We start from the raw sequence: 17,809 nt of genomic DNA, 5'->3' as shown, positions 1-17,809 counted from the left end.
TTCAATAGCGCTCTTTTAGAGCAACTATATCATAATACCACCCAATCAATCTCTTGTCAACATAATTTCGTAGAAACGATTTATGATGAATTCATAGATTAATAAGCAGAAATTATGCCAGCAGTTAATGTCGATTGCTGTTCATTTATAATAACAGCACTTGAGAAGATGGTCAACAGGAAATCAGGTGGGAATTATTGGTTTTGCCAAAACAAGACAGGTGGCCTCTCTTGCTTGAGACGGTACCTGTCTATTGGCAGATCAGCAGTCCATATCCGGTATTTTTTATTTTTTCAGCGATGCGATTATAGCCGCTGTCATTGGGATGCACTCTGTCCATCGCCACTAGATCATTCTCATTCCCTTTAAATGCCTGATATATATTTACCGTTCGAAAGTGATGGCGGTCGCACAGCTGCTGCATCTGCTTATTGAACTTTCTGATCCATCGGTCCGCTGTTTCTTCTTTGGGAACGGGACTGTAAAGGTTTAGAAGATAAACCATATAAGGCCCGGCAGAGTCTGATTTTATTTCAGTAATATGATCAACGATGCCGCTTAGCTTTTCTGCAGATATATTCAGGCGCGAAGAAATATCCTTTTCATTTTTCGTCAGCTGATATGACCTTAACCCCTGAATAAGATCGTTGCCTCCTGCTGTGATCGTAATAAGTTCTGATTCAGCTAAAGCACTGGATATTAAAGGAGACCTGACAGCTTCCAGGATTTCACCCGAAAGCGCTCCGGGCCTGGCAAAAATTTTGTGGACGACTCTGCGGCCAAGCGATTCCTCGGCGAGTCTTGCAAATCGCGGCACAAACCCAGGAGAAAAGAACGAAGCACCCACACCGGCAGTAATCGAATCGCCAACTGCTGTATAGTTCAGCGGACTTTTTTTGACATCCAATCTAATCCCCCTCGTGATTACGAATTTAATTATTCATATTCATTCAGGGGCATTTCTGTTGATTGTACGATAAAAATTATTCACAGCAAAAGCGGTCTTCGGCAGGAATGTCAATGATAAACTGTGTTCCCTGCCCATCACTCTTTACATTCATCATGCCGCCGTGATTCTCAATAACCTTTTTGGAAACTGAGAGCCCAAGCCCTGTTCCTTCATCCTTCGTAGTAAAGAATGGGTCAAAGATATGGGGCAGAATAGAAGAAGGAATTCCTCTTCCATTATCCCGGAATTCAATTCTGAGAAAGGAGTCAACTCTTTTGGCAGCAATGATTATTTTAAGCGGTTCGCTTCCTTTAGCCTGGAACGCATTTCTGAAAAGGTTAATGAACACCTGCAGCAATTCGTCACGATCACCTCTAAAGAACGTATTATCTGCAATTTCTGTAAGTTGATATTCAATTTCGGCATTATACAGCAGCGCTTCACTATTTAGGAATTTTCCGGTATAGCCCAGGATAAACTCCTTTGCATTCAGCAGTTCGCTGGTCGTTTCCCCCGGTTTAGCAATCCGGAGAAAATCTGTGATGATTTTATTGGCCCTGTCAATTTCCGGGATCAGCAAGGAAGAAAAAAGCTCAGACACCTCTTGATCCGTTTTGCTTTGAAGAAGCTGGAGGTAGCCCCTTACCGTGGTAAGCGGGTTTCTGATTTCATGGGCTATGCCTGCTGCAATCCTCCCGGCCAGAGCCTGCTTTTCTGCTTCCTTTACTCCATTGAGGAACTGAAAAGCTCCCAAAACCCTTTTCACGTTTCCGTTTTCGTCTAGTATTATCCTTGTGTTATTGATTCCGTAATTTTTGTCAAGCACTTCCCTATTAACGATCGGCTTCTTCGTCCTGAGGGATTCTAGCAGATTAATCTGGTCATCAGGTATCCTCAGCAGCTCCCTGATATGGCGGCCCACTATGACCCTTCTGTCAGCATGAAGGTCCCTTGCAGCCTGGAGATTGCACAAAGTTATAAGTCCATTCCCATCTATAAAAACAATATGATGAGGAACCAGATCAAGTATAGGATTCAGGAAGCTCTCCAGTTGTTCAAAAGATACGCCATCATCCCCTTTATCCAAGCCGGGCCAGTAAGCCTGATTTTCTTCTGCCCTGTTTTTCAGCTGCAATATTTCTTTCCTTAATTCAGCATTTTCCTGTTTAAGCCGTTGAACTTCATCCATTAAAACTTACTCCTTAAAGAGTGCATTATTTCTTTTATTATAATGCAATTCGCCTGAAAGGACATTATACAGATTCACCTTTAATATCAGGAAAGAAATATACGGCCAGCTTGCCGATCAGAAAGCAGAATAATGTAATAAGCGCAGCTGAATATACTGAACTCCACAAATGGGAAATAGTCAGAACACCCGCCTGGATTAAAAGTTTTTCAAAAAGCCAGGCTCCCGCAAATAATCCTGCAAATACCGTTTTCCTGAATTCATAGATGACTATGACAGCTAAAATCAGGCTGTATATCAGCCAAATAAGCGTGCTGAAAGCCAGCTGATCACGGTCATGCGACTCAAAAAAACCGGCGTTGTAGGTATGAATCCGAAAGAAGATCACCGTATAAAAAACAGCTGCCTGAATGATTGTGGTAATTGCCATATATATCGTCACAAACCTTACAAAAGGCGAAGGTTTCCTTAATGAATCCCTCCATATGTCTGTAACAAACATAGCAGCAAAAAGTATTGCGCTCGTGTACCACGACCTCCACCAATGCTGTTCATATACGCCCTCTTTCAAGAAAAAGCTCTCTACCAAAAAAATACCCGCTATCACTGCAAGCCTCCACAGATAGCCGATCCGGTAAATGGAGACCGCTGTAAGTACTGCGGGAATGAAAAGTGCCTGTGAAATGCTTGCCCCAAATACCTCATCAAACCATTTTTCTTCAAATACAGTCGGTCTGTATGTGTATGCTTTTCCCAGAATAAATACTATGTATTCCAATATAAAAGACAACCCCATTACAAAGAAATAGAGCGGCAATGATACCCTGATTTCTTTCCTGAAGGAAATAATTATCAATATGATGCTGAAAAATACTAATGCTATAAAAAGGTGCATGCCGTTCACAGTTTCTTCACTTCCATCATAACTAAAGGTTTTTCCTTTAGTATGCCCGCAGCCTCCTGTTTCATTCTCCCGCTTTCAAGTACAGACAAATGAAACATAACTGCTCACAAAAAACGCCAATATCAACTTTTTACACTTACAAAGCCAAAAACATAAAAAAAACCAAATGGCGAGGCCATTTGGTTTCCTTATTTTGAGTAGATGCTATTATTAACAACAACTTGAAGCAGCTTAGTCGATTCCTTCATCTCACTGTTGCAAAGCGGGCAAGCCGGCTGATCACTGCTTTTAAAATTATCACGCAGCCATCCATTACAGCTGTCAGAAATACATTCCCAGACTTTCACTTCTTCCGTTTTTACTTCTTCGGTATTTTTTCTCCCGAATCCCATTGCCATAAAAGGCACCTCCTCAAAGAGCCGAAGCCCCCGAAAAATAAAAATCCACCCGTTATAAAATAAATGGACTGGATCCTTTATAACAAGTGAATCTGAAATTAGATGTTATTCCCTTAAATAAATACTTTATAAGTATACAGCATTTCCCTGTTTTTGTCAATGTATCAAATCAAAGTTTGTCAGCATAAATCTGTACCCCTTGAAGGATGGAATTCCTGGATTTGAAGAAGGATAAGAACAAAAGATTACGCATGCTTTCATAAAAGTGTATAATACGAGTGTCGATAAACTGAAACTATCCAGAGAGGATGATATAGATGGAAATTACAGGTCATTTGATTGAAGAAATCATTGATCCTACAGGGATACTGGAAGGACAGAGGTATGAGTTCCTGTTAGACATAGAAGTTCCGGAGGATGACGAACTTTACTCCGAGGATGGGCTGAGTCTGCGTGTACTTTTTTACAAAGATGAGAAAGGCTCAAAGATCCTCAATTATCACTTCTTTTTTTCAGACGAAAAGGCTCTCGATTTTGCACTGGATGAAGAAGAGGAAAAAATGGTGGAAAGCTACTGCCGGATGAATCTTCCTGCATAACAGCTGTCCTGGCAGGAATCATTAAAGAAAAAAAGAGCAGCGCGCTGCTCTTTTTTCTATTCCTCGATTTTTTGGCCTTCTTCAATGATATGATACATAAGATGTGCAAGATGATGGATAGGCCCGTACACTTCCTCTTCGTCTTCCCCTTCTTCCCCTGCTTCTTCACTGAATTCAAGATCGTTCAACTGAAGTGCGGCGAATTGGTAGAAATCCTTCAATTCAAATGAATAACAGGCACTTGGCTCTTCATTCTCTTCTTCATAATGCAGAACTAAATACGACTCGGTCCCATCATTGCTGATGGCATCAAAGTAAATAAAGAAGCCGACGTTAGTATCAAGCTCAAAAAGATGCCTGGTCCCGCCTTCAGTGGCAATATTGAAATCCTCTTCATTGAGCTTACTAACCTTCATTGCTTCTACTTGATCTTCTTTGTGAAATTCTACTGTAAAACTTTTCACTATCCAACACCTCCTGAATCATTACTCTACTTATAATAACCATTCCAGCTTAACTACACAATTAAATGCCGCTTATTGCATAATTCTGATGGTTTGCAATTTTGTATTCCCCTTCTCCATTCATCAAGCTAATATAGATATATACGAGATTGGGGAGGAACAGCGATGCTTACAGTAAGACAGCTGAAAGAAATCAAGGAGCTTCAGGATATTTGTGAAAATCATGAAGATTTCAGGTTAAAACTGAATTGGGATATGCTGAAATCCAGAAATAATGAAACAAAAACAGACTTCTTCACTTATCAGGACGGAAGATTAACTGGATTTTTGGCTTTGTATCCTTTTGGAGCTAAAGTGGAGGTATGCGGGATGGTTCATCCTGAGTATAGGAAGAAGGGACTCTTTACAGCCCTCTTAAAACAGGCTGAAAAACAATTGGCAAGCGCTTCGGAAGTCCTTTTAAATGCGCCAGCTGAATCCTATGCTGCCAAACAGCTTTTCCAATCGCTTCCTTGCAGATACTCTTTCACTGAGCACCAGATGAAGTACTTTCATTCAGATACTCTTTCTGAAAAAGAAGGGGTAGAAATAAGATCAGCCTCTGCCGGAGATGCCGGTCTTTGCATCCAGCTGGATATTGTTTGTTTCAGCCTTTCCGAAGAAGATGCCACTCTGTTTTACGGGCAAACGGCAGCCGAACAGGCACAGACTTTATTCATAATTGAATACAGGGGAGTCCCCGCGGGCAAGGTGAGGATACAGACAGACGGCAATGAGAGCTGGATTTATGGATTTGCCATCCTTCCTGAGTTTCAGAGGCGGGGGATTGGAAGAAGTGTTCTAAGCAGGATCATCAGGCAGGAAAGGAATCGAGGGAGGGATATTTTCCTGGAAGTGGCTGCAGAAAACAATAATGCCCTAAATCTTTATACGTCTTGCGGATTCGTCCCGCTTGAATCCCAGGATTATTATCAGCTGAAACTCAATTAGCAGGACGCACAGATGCGCCTGCTTTTCCCTCTTAAGATTCTTTATCAAAATAAACAATCTCTGCTGAGAGCTCTTCTTCCACCCTTATTACCGCAAAAGAAAAACGCGGCTGCCTCCTTTTATCAACAGGGGAACCCGGGTTTATAATGAGCGTCCCGTTTTCCTTTTTCAGGACGGGTATATGGGAATGGCCGTAGATCAGACAGTCCACCTTGTCGTCTGCAAAAGAAGCCAGTGCCCTTTTTTCCGTTGTCTTCCCTTTTCCATGCCCGTGCACGATACCTAATTTAAACCCATTTAAATTCAGGATGAGCTTATCCTTCAGCATTTCCTTAAGCTCGCCGCTATCCGTATTGCCAAATACCCCTTCGAGCCTCCCAAAGGATGAGAGTTCTTTATAAACAGACAAGTCCTGCCAGTCACCGGCATGAACGATGATATCAGAAATTTCCAGATATTCAACGAGAAGCTCGGGCAGATTCCTTCCTTTTTTTGGCATATGGGTATCTGAAATGGCAGTAATAAGCAAACCTCATTCCTCCTTTATAAAGCAAAGAAGAGCCCCGCTAGGAGACTCTTCATCATATGAAGTGAATATTATAGTTTCGTCACATTAACAGCCTGCGGTCCACGCTGGCCTTCTTCAATGTCAAATTCAACTTCTTGACCTTCATCAAGGCTTTTGAAGCCTTCAGACTGAATTGCAGAGAAATGGACGAATACGTCTTCTCCACCTTCAACTTCGATGAATCCGAAACCTTTTTCTGCATTGAACCATTTTACTTTACCTGTAGCCATTTACATTTCCTCCTAAATTTCAACAAAATCTTTGGGGCGATGCCCCGCTGTATTAATATGGGTAAGTTTTACAGATTTTATAATCATTTTTTTAAATTTTTTCAGGAAAGATATTCATCCTCTTATAAAACCCATAAACTTCCTTAATTATTTATTACCCCTTTGAATTAGGAGTAAAACCTGATTTTCCGCTTCTGCCTCTTCTGCGGTCTCGTCCGCCTCCACCGCTCCTGCCTCTGTCGGTGCGGCGGCTTCTGTCGCGGTCAAACTTCGGCTTCGGCTTTCTTGAGCGGATCGGCTCCACAGCAGTAAGCTTAACAGGTGTTATATCCGGCTCTTTTGTCAGCAGCTTGAGTGCAGCAGCAAGCAGGGTGACTGAATCTGTTTCCTCAAGAAGGTTTTCTGCCGATCTTTTATATTCGTTGAATTCTTCGTTTTCGATGACCTTCATCATTTTATTGATGGTTGCCTGCTGGCTGCCTGCGATAACATCCCTGAAGGTAGGAATCGGCATCTTCGCCATTTTTGTTTTTGTTACCCGCTCAATGAGCTTTAGATGATCGATTTCACGAGGGGAAACAAATGTTACAGCAAGCCCCTTCTTCCCGGCGCGGCCAGTCCGCCCGATGCGGTGTACATAGCTTTCAGGATCCTGCGGGATATCAAAGTTGTAAACATGGGAAACTCCGCTGATATCAAGTCCCCTTGCAGCTACATCTGTCGCTACCATAATATCGATTGTCTGTTCTTTAAAGCGGCGGATAACCTGATCACGCTTATTCTGCGGAACATCGCCATGGATGCCTTCAGCAGAATAGCCGCGTTTAATAAGCCCTTCCACCACTTCGTCCACACGCTTTTTGGTGCGGCCGAACACGATAGCAAGTTCCGGGGACTGGATGTCGAGCAGGCTGCAGAGCACATCAAACTTCTGCTTTTCATGCACTTCCATATAATGCTGTTCAATATTTTTCACAGTAAGTTCTTTAGCTTTAATCTGAACCATTTCCGGCTCTGTCATGAATCTCTCAGCCAAAGATTGAATGCGCCTTGGCATTGTTGCTGAAAACAGCAGGGTCTGGCGCTGTTCAGGAACTTCGCTGAGGATGCGCTCAATATCTTCGATAAAGCCCATATTCAGCATTTCATCAGCTTCGTCAAGCACGGCCAATTTAATCTTATTCAGGCGGATTGTCTTTCTTTCGATATGATCAATCAGCCTTCCCGGAGTAGCTGCAATGATATGCGGTCCACGATCCTTCTTCAAGGCGCGGATCTGTCTGGAAATGTCCTGTCCACCGTAGATCGGCAGAGTCCTGACGCCTTTCACCTGTCCAATCCGGTTCAGTTCTTCAGCCACCTGCACGGCAAGCTCGCGGGTGGGCGCCAGCACAAGGCCTTGAATCCCTTCATTTATGTCTATCTTTTCAAGAAGCGGAATGCCAAAAGCTGTGGTTTTCCCTGTCCCGGTCTGCGCCTGGCCAATCATATCCTTTCCGCTCAGTCCGATCGGGATCGCCTGCGCCTGGATAGGGGTCGGCTCTTCAAAGCCCATATTGGAAACTGCTTTTTCAAGCTCTTTGCTTAAATTAAAATCCGAAAAAGTTGTCAAAGTTTAAATCCTCCTTAATTTCTAACCAATTGTTTCTTATCAAAATGTATATAGGGTACAGCAGGTATATTTCTAGGCTAACCACTTTCTATCTCTTTTTTACATTTCCGATTCAAATAAGTTTAAACCCCGCCCAAGTGATTATATTTACAGCACAATCAAAGTCCGCCTCACGGGCGGTTCTCTAGGGGAATGGTGGAAGGATACGAAATGGAGTAAATGAAGGAAAGAAAAGCGTTATTCAGGAGCCTGCTTCTTCTTTTCATAAGTTGCCGTCCGATTCAATACACAAAAAGGCGATGCATGCTTTGCCATGCATCACCTCATCATTCATGCTATTAGCCTTTAACTACGTTAGAAGCTTGTGGTCCACGGTTGCCTTCAACGATTTCAAAAGTTACTGCTTCGCCTTCTTCTAAAGACTTGAAGCCTTCAGATTGGATAGCTGAAAAGTGAACGAAAACGTCCTGGCCTTCAGATGTTTCGATAAATCCAAAGCCTTTTTCTGCATTAAACCATTTTACTTTACCTGTGTTCATGTATAAAAACCTCCAAAAAGTGTTTCACTATAAGTTTGCGGTATAATATAAAAACAAAAAAACCGCAGCCTGCACGTGTTGAAGAAGATAAAATCGACTACAACCTGCGCAGCTACGACTACTTATCCAAATATAAAACGAATCTTAAAGTGTTAAGTTAATATTACTTCATTAAAAAGAACAAGTCAACCTTTTCTTCTTCAGGCGTTATTCCCAAGCGTCTTTTCTGCTGCTTCAACCGTATGCTTCAGCAGCATTGAAATCGTGACCGGGCCTACTCCCCCTGGTACAGGTGTTATGGCTGATGCCTTTTCGAGGCAGCTGTCATATTCTGCATCTCCGACATTCCCCTTATTATACCCTGCATCCAGAATAACAGCCCCAGGCTTGATCCATTCTCCTTTTATAAATTCCGGCTTTCCGACTGCTGCAATGACCAGGTCAGCCTGGCCTACATACCGGGAGAGATTTTCGGTATAGGAATGGCATGTTGTTACTGTCGCATTCCTGTTTAAAAGCAAAGCGGAAACAGGTTTTCCGAGTATCGGACTTCTCCCTACCACTACAGCATGCTTTCCTTCTACAGGAAGATGATAATAATCGATGATTGCCATAATTGCAGCAGGAGTGCATGATGGATATGTACCAAATCCCAGGGCAGTCTGCCCGTAGCCGTGGCTTGTCACGCCGTCAACATCCTTATCTATGCTGATGGTTTCAAATGCCTTCCGCTCATCTATATGTCCTGGAACAGGATGCTGAAGCAGGATGCCATGAACTTCTTTATTTTCGTTCAGTTCCTCAATCATTTTTACCAGTTCTTCTGTTGTGGTTTCTTTCGGCATATGAATTCGTTCAGACCGGATGCCAAGCCGGGCACAGGCATTTCCTTTCATTCGGACATAGGTCTCGGAAGATGGGTCATCTCCGACCAGGATGGTGGCAAGGCAGGGAGTGATCCCTTTTTGCGTAAGGTTTTCCACCCTTGGCATCAGTCCTTCTTTAATATCAGCTGCCACCCGCTTACCATCAAGAATCAATTTTTCATTCATAGCAAACAACCTCCAGGTATAAGATTCAGGCCGCTTTACCAAAAAGGTTAAAGCAGACTGCTGGCTGCCCAGACGACCGGCTATATATGCACGCAGCTCCACTGTGGTTTCTTCCACTATCGTCGTCAGTCACTGCGCCTTTATAAATGTTATTCCTAGTCAATCATATCACAAAACACAGATGTTATGAATAGATTCATATGCAAATGTTCGTATTTATAGTAATATAGGCAGTATGAATATAAAATATACTGTTAGGCACAGAATTGAAAAAGGACAGCATGCAAGCAAGCTGTCCTTTTTGTCATATTTGAGGCTATATATAAAGTATATTAAATTTAATTTCAACCTAAAACAATGAAAGCCCTGCCTCTCTTCCATCCTTGCGGCTCCGAGACCGCGCCAGCGGGAATCAGGTAAACAATCGGGATAAGATAGCAGCTCTTTAAGATTCAGTCATTTAAAGACCGCATTATTGAATTGAAGCAATCCATGCGAAGAAATGTTTCGGGTTTATAGAAGATGTGCATTAAGAAGAAATCATACCATTCAGGGGGCATTCTGCTGTACAGCAGCCGCACCTGATCATCAAGCTGTCCACAAATTAATTCTTAAAGGTATAAACCTATTGTTGCTTAGCAGTAAAAATCTAAAGAGCATGATCTGCAAAATGGCGTTCCGCTCCATTCTGCCCGCAGATATCCTCAAATACGTGCTTTACTAGTATATCATAAAAGTAAAAGCTGTCAACTAATTGGAAATCAGCAGCCGAATTCCTCTCCGTCACCTGACTGGTCATGTTAAACGGCTGTGAAGTTCAACATAAACGTTTCAAGAAGCTTAGCTGTATCAATCTCCATTGCAATATAGTCCAAAGTATCCTCAGGCTGATCCTCAGGCTTAGGCCTGAAATCGGCATTCGTTTTACCTTGCGCTCCGCCAAACTGCTCAACCCTGACTCTCCGTTTAATGAATTTCGCTAAGTCCGGATTTGTCAGTATAATCAGCGGGACAGCATCATGAATGGGTGCGCCTCCTATGCCGGGCACGTTTTCTTTATAAGCCTGAAAATAGTACTCAAAGGCCGGCTTTATAAGATCTTTATAAGCCGACTCAGTATTGGCGGAAATGTAATCAATCATTTCAGGCGTTACAACAGCTTTGTTGGTGACATTGAGCGGAAAAAGGTAAACATTCCTCCCTTTTTCAAGAACGATGTCAGCAGCAAGGGGGTCAGAATAAAAATTAGCCTCCGCTTCAGCTGAAACATTGCCGGGAACCAGAAAAGCACCGCCCATCATATAGATTGCATTAACATCTTTATAGGCATCCTCTCCATAAATAATAAGCGGGAGAGCTAAGTCTGTCTGCCTGCCTAAACCGACAAGGACAATATCATTTTTGTACTGATCTATAATGTCAATGATCTTATTAATATCATAAACCTTCAGCCCGGTAAAATCTTCAGGAGGCTGAATGGGTCCGAGTCCCTCTTCTCCATGTATCTCCGGATAAAATGTGGCAGGCTTGCCTGAGAGAGGCCCAGAAACACCGGCAATGATCGGAATATCCTCACGGCCGCCCAGTTTAAGGAGATAGGCTGTATTTCTGAGGGATTCTTCCTTGGTGATATTTCCATACCCGCTTACTACCCCGACTATATTCAATTCCGGATTTTGAACAGCGTACATCAAAGCAAGTGAGTCATCGATTCCAGAATCTACAAACAGAAGTATATTGATCATCATGATTCCCTCCCTTTCCCTATTGCTCATACTTTATGCAGGGAAAACTCTCTTTAAACATCATGAAGTTGAAGGCAAGCAAAAAAGCCCATATAAAAGCTTTATTGCTCTTTTTATTGGCCCCCATTCCATTGTCCCAAACCGCATTTACATTATTGCAGCAGAACCTTTTTACAGATTCCTCCGATATTCGTACAACCTGAAAATAATGATACAGGCTGCCAGCCAGGCTCCGCCGGCCAGGAAGCCGCCTATTACATCACTAGGATAATGCACCCCAAGATAAATTCTGCTTAAGCCGATCAATAGGATTATCATGACATTTGCGAGGACAGCCAAGACCTTTAAGCTAATTTTAGAAAACAAATGGACCAGTATATAGGCGGAAGCACCGTAAAATATAAAAGAACCCATGGAATGGCCGCTCGGGAAGCTGAATCCTGATTCAGTCAGAAGCGGGAGAATATCAGGGCGTTCTCTTTTAAAAATCCACTTAAGAAGCCAATTGAACAGCGCACCGCCGCCTGAACCTGCCAGCAGAAATACACCTAATGCCCGCTTTTTATAAATCATGAGAATAACTCCGCCTGCTGCGGCCAGAAATACAAGCCACTTAACAGAGCCCAGGAATGTAACCGAAAACATCAATGCAGTCAGCTGGTCATTGATAAAAGATTGTACAAAATTAATGATTGTATGATCAAAAGCCTCCAGTTCGTTTTCTTTCAGCTCATCTGCGATTTCGGCAAAAAGAAATGTAAAAACCCCAAGAAGAGCTGCAGCAGAAAGAATATACAAAAGTTTGATTCCTGTCAGTTTTTTCATATATGACTTCCTTCTCTTGTTTTTGTCCAATACCTTCTATATTGCCTATTCAGACAGCTTGTGAACATAAATCCAGCAAATCAATAAGAAAAACCGCACGGAGGCGGTTTTTCTTATGCTTCTTTCTTTTCCTTCGGCCGTGCAGCAGCCCTTTTCTTGCGCGCGGCCGGCTTTTTTGGCTTTTCGGGCTTCGTATTGTCGATTGAAGCCTGCAATGCGGCCATCAGATCTGTTACATTTGATTTTGTTTCTTTTTCTGCAGGAGTGACAACTTCTTTGCCTGTCCGCTTTGCTTCGATCAGATCCAGAAGGGCAGACCTGTATTCATCTGTATACTTATCAGGCTCAAATGCCGTTGTCAGCTGGTCGATGAGCATGATGGCAGTTTCCAGTTCTTTATTTGTCACTTTATCCTCAGAAGGAACATTCGGGACATCGCCGGCTTTCCTCACTTCATCTGGAAAGTGTATCGTTTCCATAATCAGAGTATTTTCAAATACCCTGACAACGGCCAGCTGCTCTTTTGACCGGATGATGATTTTGGCGAGCCCAACTTTTTCCGAATCTTCCAGTGCTTTTCTTAAGAGTGAATAAGCCTTTCCTCCCCCATCCCCTGGAGACATATAATAGCTGCGGTCATAATAGATGGGATCGATTTCAGCCATTTTAACAAAATCGATGATTTCAACTGCTTTATCTTCGTTAGCCTGCTTCAATTTCTTTAAATCCTCGTCTTCTAGTACAACAAATTTTCCCTTTGTATATTCATAAGCCTTCACAATATCTTCTGGCTTGACTTCTGTTTCACAGACCGGGCAGATTTTTTCATATTTAATTGGAGAATGACACTCCTTGTGTAGAGTCCTCAGCTTAATGTCCTTGTCCTCAATTGCTGCATGAAGCTTAATCGGTATATTTACAAGCCCGAAGCTGATGCTGCCTTTCCAGATTGTATGCATCCTGATTCTCCATTCTATAGTCTTTACCTTTAATGTGCGATGATTCATCCTGTGAAATGCAAGATAACTTCTGCCATTGGAGTAGGATTCCCCCCAGAATGGAATAATGGAGGATGAGCCGTTTAAATGGCCGTGAATTTCGAATCCTGCCGAGGAAAGGAGTGTCACAATGAAACCGATGCTTCCGAGCCTTACCTTTGATGCGCCGGATGCCAAAGGATGGTTTTATGAAGTAAAATACGATGGATTCCGGGCCATCCTTGAGTGGAATGAAAAGGGGCTTTCTCTGACAAGCAGAAATGGCAAACCGCTGCTTGAACTTTTTCCCGAAATCAGATCGTTCCTTGAAGATAACCTTCAGCTGTTTCATCCTTTCCTGCCTCTTCAATTGGATGGAGAGCTTGTTTATTTAGAAAATAAACATAAAGCCCATTTTGGTTCTATCCAAGTAAGGGGGAGAATGCGTTCAGAAATGAGGATTCTGGAAAAAGCCAGGCAATTCCCATGCCGCTTATTGATTTTTGATGCATTAAAGCTTAAAGGGAAGAGCTTATCAGCACTGGGCTACAGGGAGAGAAAGGCAGCATTGGAGAATTTCTTCACTTCAGCAAAGCTCCCGCTTGAACCTGACGAAAAAAGCACAAAGCTTCTCCAAATGATACCTGGAAATGATGATTTCAAAAATCTGTGGGAACAAGTAATCCTTCATGATGGCGAAGGAATTGTGGCGAAACAGGAGAAAAGCAAATGGGAGGAAGGCAAACGCTCAACTCTGTGGCAAAAGTATAAAAACTGGAAATATGTTTCGTGTTTTATCACAGCCTATGAAAAATCCAATGGTTATTTCTATGCAGGCGTGTATGATGGCGGAAGGATCCACCCGATCGGCCAATTTATATTCGGGCTAAAGCCTGATGAAAAAAAGGCCCTTATGGACACAATCAAAAACAACAAAAGGGAAGAAGATGACAGATTTGTTTATGTAAATCCAGGCATTTGTACAGAACTAAAGTACCTGGAGATATATGACGGACAGATGCGCGAGCCCCATTTCCACCAATTCCGCTTTGACTTGAAGCCTGAACAGTGCACCTACAGCCAGTTTGCCGAACAGCAGAAGAATCTGCCTGATGATGTAGACATCACACATCCTGACAAGCCCATCTGGGAAACACCCGCCCTTAAGAAGATAGACTTCATCCATTATCTGCGGGAAATTTCCCCATATATGCTTCCATTTTTAAAAGATCGACTTCTTACCGTCATCAGGTATCCGCACGGTATTTTCGGGGAACCATTTTACCAAAAAAACGCACCGGACTATACACCTGAGTTTGTTGAAACAAAAACGTCAGATGGAATTAATTATATTGTCTGCAATAACCTTAAGACATTTCTCTGGCTCGGCAATCAGCTTGCCTTTGAATTTCATATACCATTTCAGACCATCAAAAGCAAAGGACCGTCCGAAATCGTCTTCGATCTGGATCCGCCGTCCCGGGACGCGTTCACCCTTGCGATTAAGGCCGCCATTATGATAAAAGAAGTGCTCGATCATCTTAACCTCACATCATTTGTAAAAACATCCGGGAATAAAGGGCTTCAGGTTTATATCCCGCTTCCTGACAATGCCTACACATATGATGATACACGCCTGTTCACTTCTTTCATTGCTGACTATCTGATATCCAAAGAACCGGACCTTTTCACAACTGAAAGAATGAAGAAAAACCGGGGCGGCAGACTTTATGTTGATTATATTCAGCATGCAGAGGGAAAGACGATCGTGGCACCATATTCAGCCAGAGGCAACCAGTATGCCGGTATCGCGGCACCGCTGTTTTGGGAAGAAGTCAATGACCGGCTCAGGATGGAAGAGTTCCGGGTAGATAATGTGGTAAAACGGGTCAACAAACTGGGAGACCCGCTGCAAGGCTATTTTGCCGCAAAAGATCTGCAGGCTTTTTCACCGGTGCTTGAATTTTTGAATGCAGAAAAAAAGACCTGAAGGCCTGCAGTATATTTCTTCAAAAAAAGAATGCTGCGGCCGCAGCATTCTTTTCTCTAATCATAGATATTCTTTTATTATTTCACTGGCATGTTCCTGCAGCTTCCTATACTGTTCTTCTTCTGACTCAAAATATTCCTTTTCATCCAATGTAAAAGCCTTAGGCTGAGCAGAATCCATATAGGCATTTACACGGTACATATACGTGGCGTTCCCGATCAGGTCGATTGTATAACCGCCATTTGATTCATGTGCGATACACTGGACCTTCCCGCCATTATTATACACATCCACCGGCCTTTCAAGCTTATTCATCCCTTGAAGGCAGGATACCAGGGTGGAAGCTGACATTGCAGTTCCGCAGGCATTCGTGAAGCCCACTCCGCGCTCAAAAGTCCTCACGTAAATGCTTTCCTCTTTAAGAGGCTTGATGAAGCTTACATTTACTCCATCAGGGAACAGCTCATTCGGGCCATTGACATGTTCACTGATATTTTTCTGAAGATCTGATTGGATATCATCTTTACTGCAGACCGCAATAAGATGCGGATTAGGCACAGCTAAAGCTGTGAAATGAAGTGAATCTGACAGCGAGTTTATTTTTTCATTCTTCAATGTCTCCTGATTCAGGATTAGCGGCAAATCACGAATCTGGAAGGAGACTGGTGATATTTCAACAAGATAGGTTGGAATCTCCGGGAAGATATCCGGCCGTTTTTCCACCTTCAAATCCGCTTTCATTGTTTCAATGATTGCTTCCTTTAAACCAAATAATTCACATACATAGCGGGCGACACAGCGCAGACCATTGCCGCACATTGAAGCTTCTGAGCCGTCGGCATTGAAAACCCTCATCCGGGCATCGGCTTTATCACTCTTCAATGTAAAAAGAATCCCGTCTGCCCCCAGTTCAGAATCCCGTCGGCAAAGAGCAATGGCAAGCTCCCGCCGCTGCTCTTCCGTAAACCCATAATCCTTAGATATTTCATCTATCAGCAAAAAGTCGTTGCCCGACCCATGGCATTTTAGAATTTCTATTTCCATTTCAAAACCCCGCTTTCCCTTTAACCTGCTAAATCATCATAATAATAGATTGCCATAAATTCCTCTGAAGTTCAATAATCCTCTTATGGACATTATGAGTTAGAATACAATATGGCGGGTATTAACCCTATGTGAAGGCCGGAGGTGAGTCAAAGCGATGCAGGATTATAAGTTCAAATTTTTCATCAGCAGGGTTGAAGAGCTCGAATCAGCAGATGGGATAACAGAAAAAACAGCTTTTGTTGATACGAGGATCCTTTACGGTGAACAGGAATTATACAAAGGCTCTATCCGGGTACGCTTCAATGATCATGGTACATTTCCCAACCCTGCGGACATCATGGCTGCTGTATCCCAGAAATCTTTAAGGCAGCTTTTGGCCGCAGAAGCAAAGAGATATGTTAAACCGCAAAGACGGTGGCTCTAACGAAGAAAGCGCCACAAACCGGCGCTTTTGAAGTATGCTGCAATTATATGTAAAGAGATTCCTCTGAAAGCAGACTATTGGTCCATGCTATAGAATCGGCATATATCCGAAAAAGAGCATTCTCTTCTATATCAAGGCACCTGCTTTTTTCACTGATCAGCTCCCAATCAGCCTTCTCAACAGCAACCGCAAGATCCAGCACATCTTTCAGAGGGTTTTCGATGCCCCTCAGCGCATCCCCTATTTCATCCTGCAGCGGCAGATCAGTCAATATATCCTCCATTGATGCCCCCAGGATGCTGTCCATCATTGAAAACATTCCTGTCAAAAAATACTGCGCATTCAAAGCCCCCTTTTTCCTTAGAACGGCAACAGATTCAGCCATCTTCGCCCTTATTAGGCAAATCCTGATTGTTTCCTTCTGGACTGCCTTCTTTTCCAAGGTAGACTCCCTGACAGCAAGCACATATATCCACTTTTGGATTTCATTCAGCCCCAGCAGAACCGTTGCCTGCCTGATACTGTTTATCTTGTGCTTTGGCCTGAAAGCCGGTGAGTTGATCAGCCTAAGCAGCTTATAAGAAAGCGATAAATCTCTTTCAATCAGATTTGATATCAAATCTATGCTTGGATCAGCAGTTGAGAGATTATGAATCATTTCATAATAAGAATGAAAATAGGTCGGAACATCATAAGTTGATACAATTTCAGGCTTTTCAAAGAAGTAGCCTTGAAAATAATCATAGCCCCTTCTTCTCGCATCCTCAAACTCAGCTCTTGTTTCGACTTTTTCCGCAACCATTTTAAGCTTGAGCTTTTTGGCTTCCCGCTCAATCCTCTCCCTCATGCCGGCTGAAGAAGCGAGAAAATCCACTTTAATAATATCTGCATACTCTAGCAGCTGCTTTGAGAAAGGATTGTTTTCCTTGAAGGCGTAATCATCAAGCGCAATCTGATACCCCAGGCTTTTCAGTTCCCGGCAGATATCAATCAGATGGCTGCTGGGCTCTACCGTTTCCAGTATTTCCACAACAATTTCCCTTGGCCTGAAATAGGTCGGGAGCCGGAGTTTGAGCAGATTTTCTGTAAAATTAATAAAACAGGGCTTGCCTTCGGACAGCCTGTCGATTCCTATATTCAAGAAACTATTTATAATGACGTCGGCGGTCGCCTGGTCGCCGTTAATAAGGGGGAATTCGTTCACCTGGCTGCTTCTGTACAGCAATTCATAAGCGAATACTTCTTCCTTAGTGTTAAAAATCGGCTGCCTCGCAACAAAGACTTCCATTCTATAACCTCCGCTGTTA

General features: G+C 42.9%; 19 protein-coding genes and 1 riboswitch. Of the genes, 4 read left to right on the top strand and 15 right to left on the bottom strand.

The features are described 5' to 3' along the window. Window positions 1-250 precede the first annotated feature (250 nt). The 4 genes from ABU165_RS24685 to ABU165_RS24670 form a co-directional block, all read right to left on the bottom strand. Entirely contained in the window at window positions 251-907 is a 657-nt protein-coding gene (locus tag ABU165_RS24685; protein WP_318061060.1) for a GDSL-type esterase/lipase family protein, read from the bottom strand. 76 nt (window positions 908-983) lie between these two features. After that, a complete protein-coding gene (locus ABU165_RS24680) occupies window positions 984-2,138 on the bottom strand; it encodes a two-component system sensor histidine kinase NtrB (protein WP_009795538.1) in 1,155 nt (384 codons plus the stop codon). A gap of 64 nt (window positions 2,139-2,202) precedes the next feature. Next, the gene (locus ABU165_RS24675; protein WP_129611934.1) at window positions 2,203-2,916 is read right to left on the bottom strand and encodes a hypothetical protein; all 714 of its coding nucleotides are present in this window, start codon (window positions 2,914-2,916) and stop codon (window positions 2,203-2,205) included. Between the two features lie 314 nt (window positions 2,917-3,230). Further along, a complete protein-coding gene (locus ABU165_RS24670) occupies window positions 3,231-3,440 on the bottom strand; it encodes a cold-shock protein (protein WP_009795535.1) in 210 nt (69 codons plus the stop codon). A gap of 317 nt (window positions 3,441-3,757) precedes the next feature. Here ABU165_RS24670 and ABU165_RS24665 point away from each other — a divergent pair, with 317 nt between their 5' ends. After that, window positions 3,758-4,039, top strand: a complete 282-nt coding sequence (locus tag ABU165_RS24665; RefSeq protein WP_009795534.1) for a DUF6509 family protein — start codon at window positions 3,758-3,760, stop codon at window positions 4,037-4,039. Window positions 4,040-4,095: 56 nt separating this feature from the next. Here ABU165_RS24665 and ABU165_RS24660 read toward each other — a convergent pair whose 3' ends face one another. Continuing rightward, window positions 4,096-4,503, bottom strand: a complete 408-nt coding sequence (locus tag ABU165_RS24660; protein ID WP_009795533.1) for a hypothetical protein — start codon at window positions 4,501-4,503, stop codon at window positions 4,096-4,098. 165 nt (window positions 4,504-4,668) lie between these two features. Between ABU165_RS24660 and ABU165_RS24655 the strand changes: the two genes are divergently transcribed. Next, the gene (locus ABU165_RS24655) at window positions 4,669-5,493 is read left to right on the top strand and encodes a GNAT family N-acetyltransferase (RefSeq protein WP_009795532.1); all 825 of its coding nucleotides are present in this window, start codon (window positions 4,669-4,671) and stop codon (window positions 5,491-5,493) included. 31 nt (window positions 5,494-5,524) lie between these two features. Here ABU165_RS24655 and ABU165_RS24650 read toward each other — a convergent pair whose 3' ends face one another. The 8 genes from ABU165_RS24650 to ku form a co-directional block, all read right to left on the bottom strand. Beyond that, the gene (locus tag ABU165_RS24650; RefSeq protein ID WP_009795531.1) at window positions 5,525-6,022 is read right to left on the bottom strand and encodes a metallophosphoesterase family protein; all 498 of its coding nucleotides are present in this window, start codon (window positions 6,020-6,022) and stop codon (window positions 5,525-5,527) included. 68 nt (window positions 6,023-6,090) lie between these two features. Further along, window positions 6,091-6,291, bottom strand: coding sequence for a cold-shock protein (locus ABU165_RS24645; RefSeq protein ID WP_009795530.1), 201 nt, complete (start codon window positions 6,289-6,291; stop codon window positions 6,091-6,093). Between the two features lie 154 nt (window positions 6,292-6,445). Continuing rightward, window positions 6,446-7,903 carry a degradosome RNA helicase CshA gene (gene cshA, locus ABU165_RS24640; protein ID WP_009795529.1) on the bottom strand — a complete coding sequence of 486 codons (1,458 nt, stop codon included), beginning with the start codon at window positions 7,901-7,903 and terminating at the stop codon, window positions 6,446-6,448. A 338-nt stretch (window positions 7,904-8,241) separates the two neighbouring features. Next, window positions 8,242-8,442, bottom strand: a complete 201-nt coding sequence (locus tag ABU165_RS24635) for a cold-shock protein (protein WP_009795528.1) — start codon at window positions 8,440-8,442, stop codon at window positions 8,242-8,244. Between the two features lie 200 nt (window positions 8,443-8,642). After that, window positions 8,643-9,494: a bifunctional 5,10-methylenetetrahydrofolate dehydrogenase/5,10-methenyltetrahydrofolate cyclohydrolase gene (locus tag ABU165_RS24630; RefSeq protein WP_318061061.1), complete on the bottom strand. Its 852-nt coding sequence runs from the start codon at window positions 9,492-9,494 to the stop codon at window positions 8,643-8,645. 59 nt (window positions 9,495-9,553) lie between these two features. Further along, window positions 9,554-9,637: riboswitch (ZMP/ZTP riboswitch) on the bottom strand. Window positions 9,638-10,294: 657 nt separating this feature from the next. Continuing rightward, entirely contained in the window at window positions 10,295-11,242 is a 948-nt protein-coding gene (locus ABU165_RS24625) for a nucleoside hydrolase (protein ID WP_224951987.1), read from the bottom strand. A 168-nt stretch (window positions 11,243-11,410) separates the two neighbouring features. Then, entirely contained in the window at window positions 11,411-12,064 is a 654-nt protein-coding gene (locus ABU165_RS24620) for a phosphatase PAP2 family protein (RefSeq protein ID WP_009795523.1), read from the bottom strand. 113 nt (window positions 12,065-12,177) lie between these two features. Next, window positions 12,178-13,023 carry a non-homologous end joining protein Ku gene (ku, locus tag ABU165_RS24615; protein WP_094769957.1) on the bottom strand — a complete coding sequence of 282 codons (846 nt, stop codon included), beginning with the start codon at window positions 13,021-13,023 and terminating at the stop codon, window positions 12,178-12,180. A 169-nt stretch (window positions 13,024-13,192) separates the two neighbouring features. On the opposite strand from ku, the gene ABU165_RS24610 reads away from it, so the two are divergent. Next, complete coding sequence (locus tag ABU165_RS24610) at window positions 13,193-15,031, top strand: DNA ligase D (RefSeq protein ID WP_318061062.1); 1,839 nt, start codon at window positions 13,193-13,195, stop codon at window positions 15,029-15,031. Between the two features lie 60 nt (window positions 15,032-15,091). On the opposite strand, the gene dapF is transcribed toward ABU165_RS24610, so the two are convergent. Continuing rightward, window positions 15,092-16,075: a diaminopimelate epimerase gene (dapF, locus tag ABU165_RS24605; protein ID WP_318061063.1), complete on the bottom strand. Its 984-nt coding sequence runs from the start codon at window positions 16,073-16,075 to the stop codon at window positions 15,092-15,094. A 157-nt stretch (window positions 16,076-16,232) separates the two neighbouring features. Between dapF and ABU165_RS24600 the strand changes: the two genes are divergently transcribed. After that, entirely contained in the window at window positions 16,233-16,502 is a 270-nt protein-coding gene (locus ABU165_RS24600; protein ID WP_318061064.1) for an RNA-binding protein, read from the top strand. 43 nt (window positions 16,503-16,545) lie between these two features. Here the strand turns inward: ABU165_RS24600 and ABU165_RS24595 are convergent, their stop codons facing one another. After that, window positions 16,546-17,790 (bottom strand): EAL and HDOD domain-containing protein, encoded by a 1,245-nt coding sequence (locus ABU165_RS24595; RefSeq protein ID WP_009795518.1) that lies wholly within the window; start codon window positions 17,788-17,790, stop codon window positions 16,546-16,548. Window positions 17,791-17,809: the final 19 nt, after the last annotated feature.

Origin of the sequence: Cytobacillus sp. T106 (assembly GCF_040492155.1) — a bacterium.
In the GTDB taxonomy this organism is placed as follows: Bacteria; Bacillota; Bacilli; order Bacillales; family Cytobacillaceae; genus Bacillus_AB; species Bacillus_AB infantis.
The sequence above is the reverse complement of the archived record's forward strand: the minus strand, read 5'-3'. Positions and strand labels throughout refer to the sequence as shown.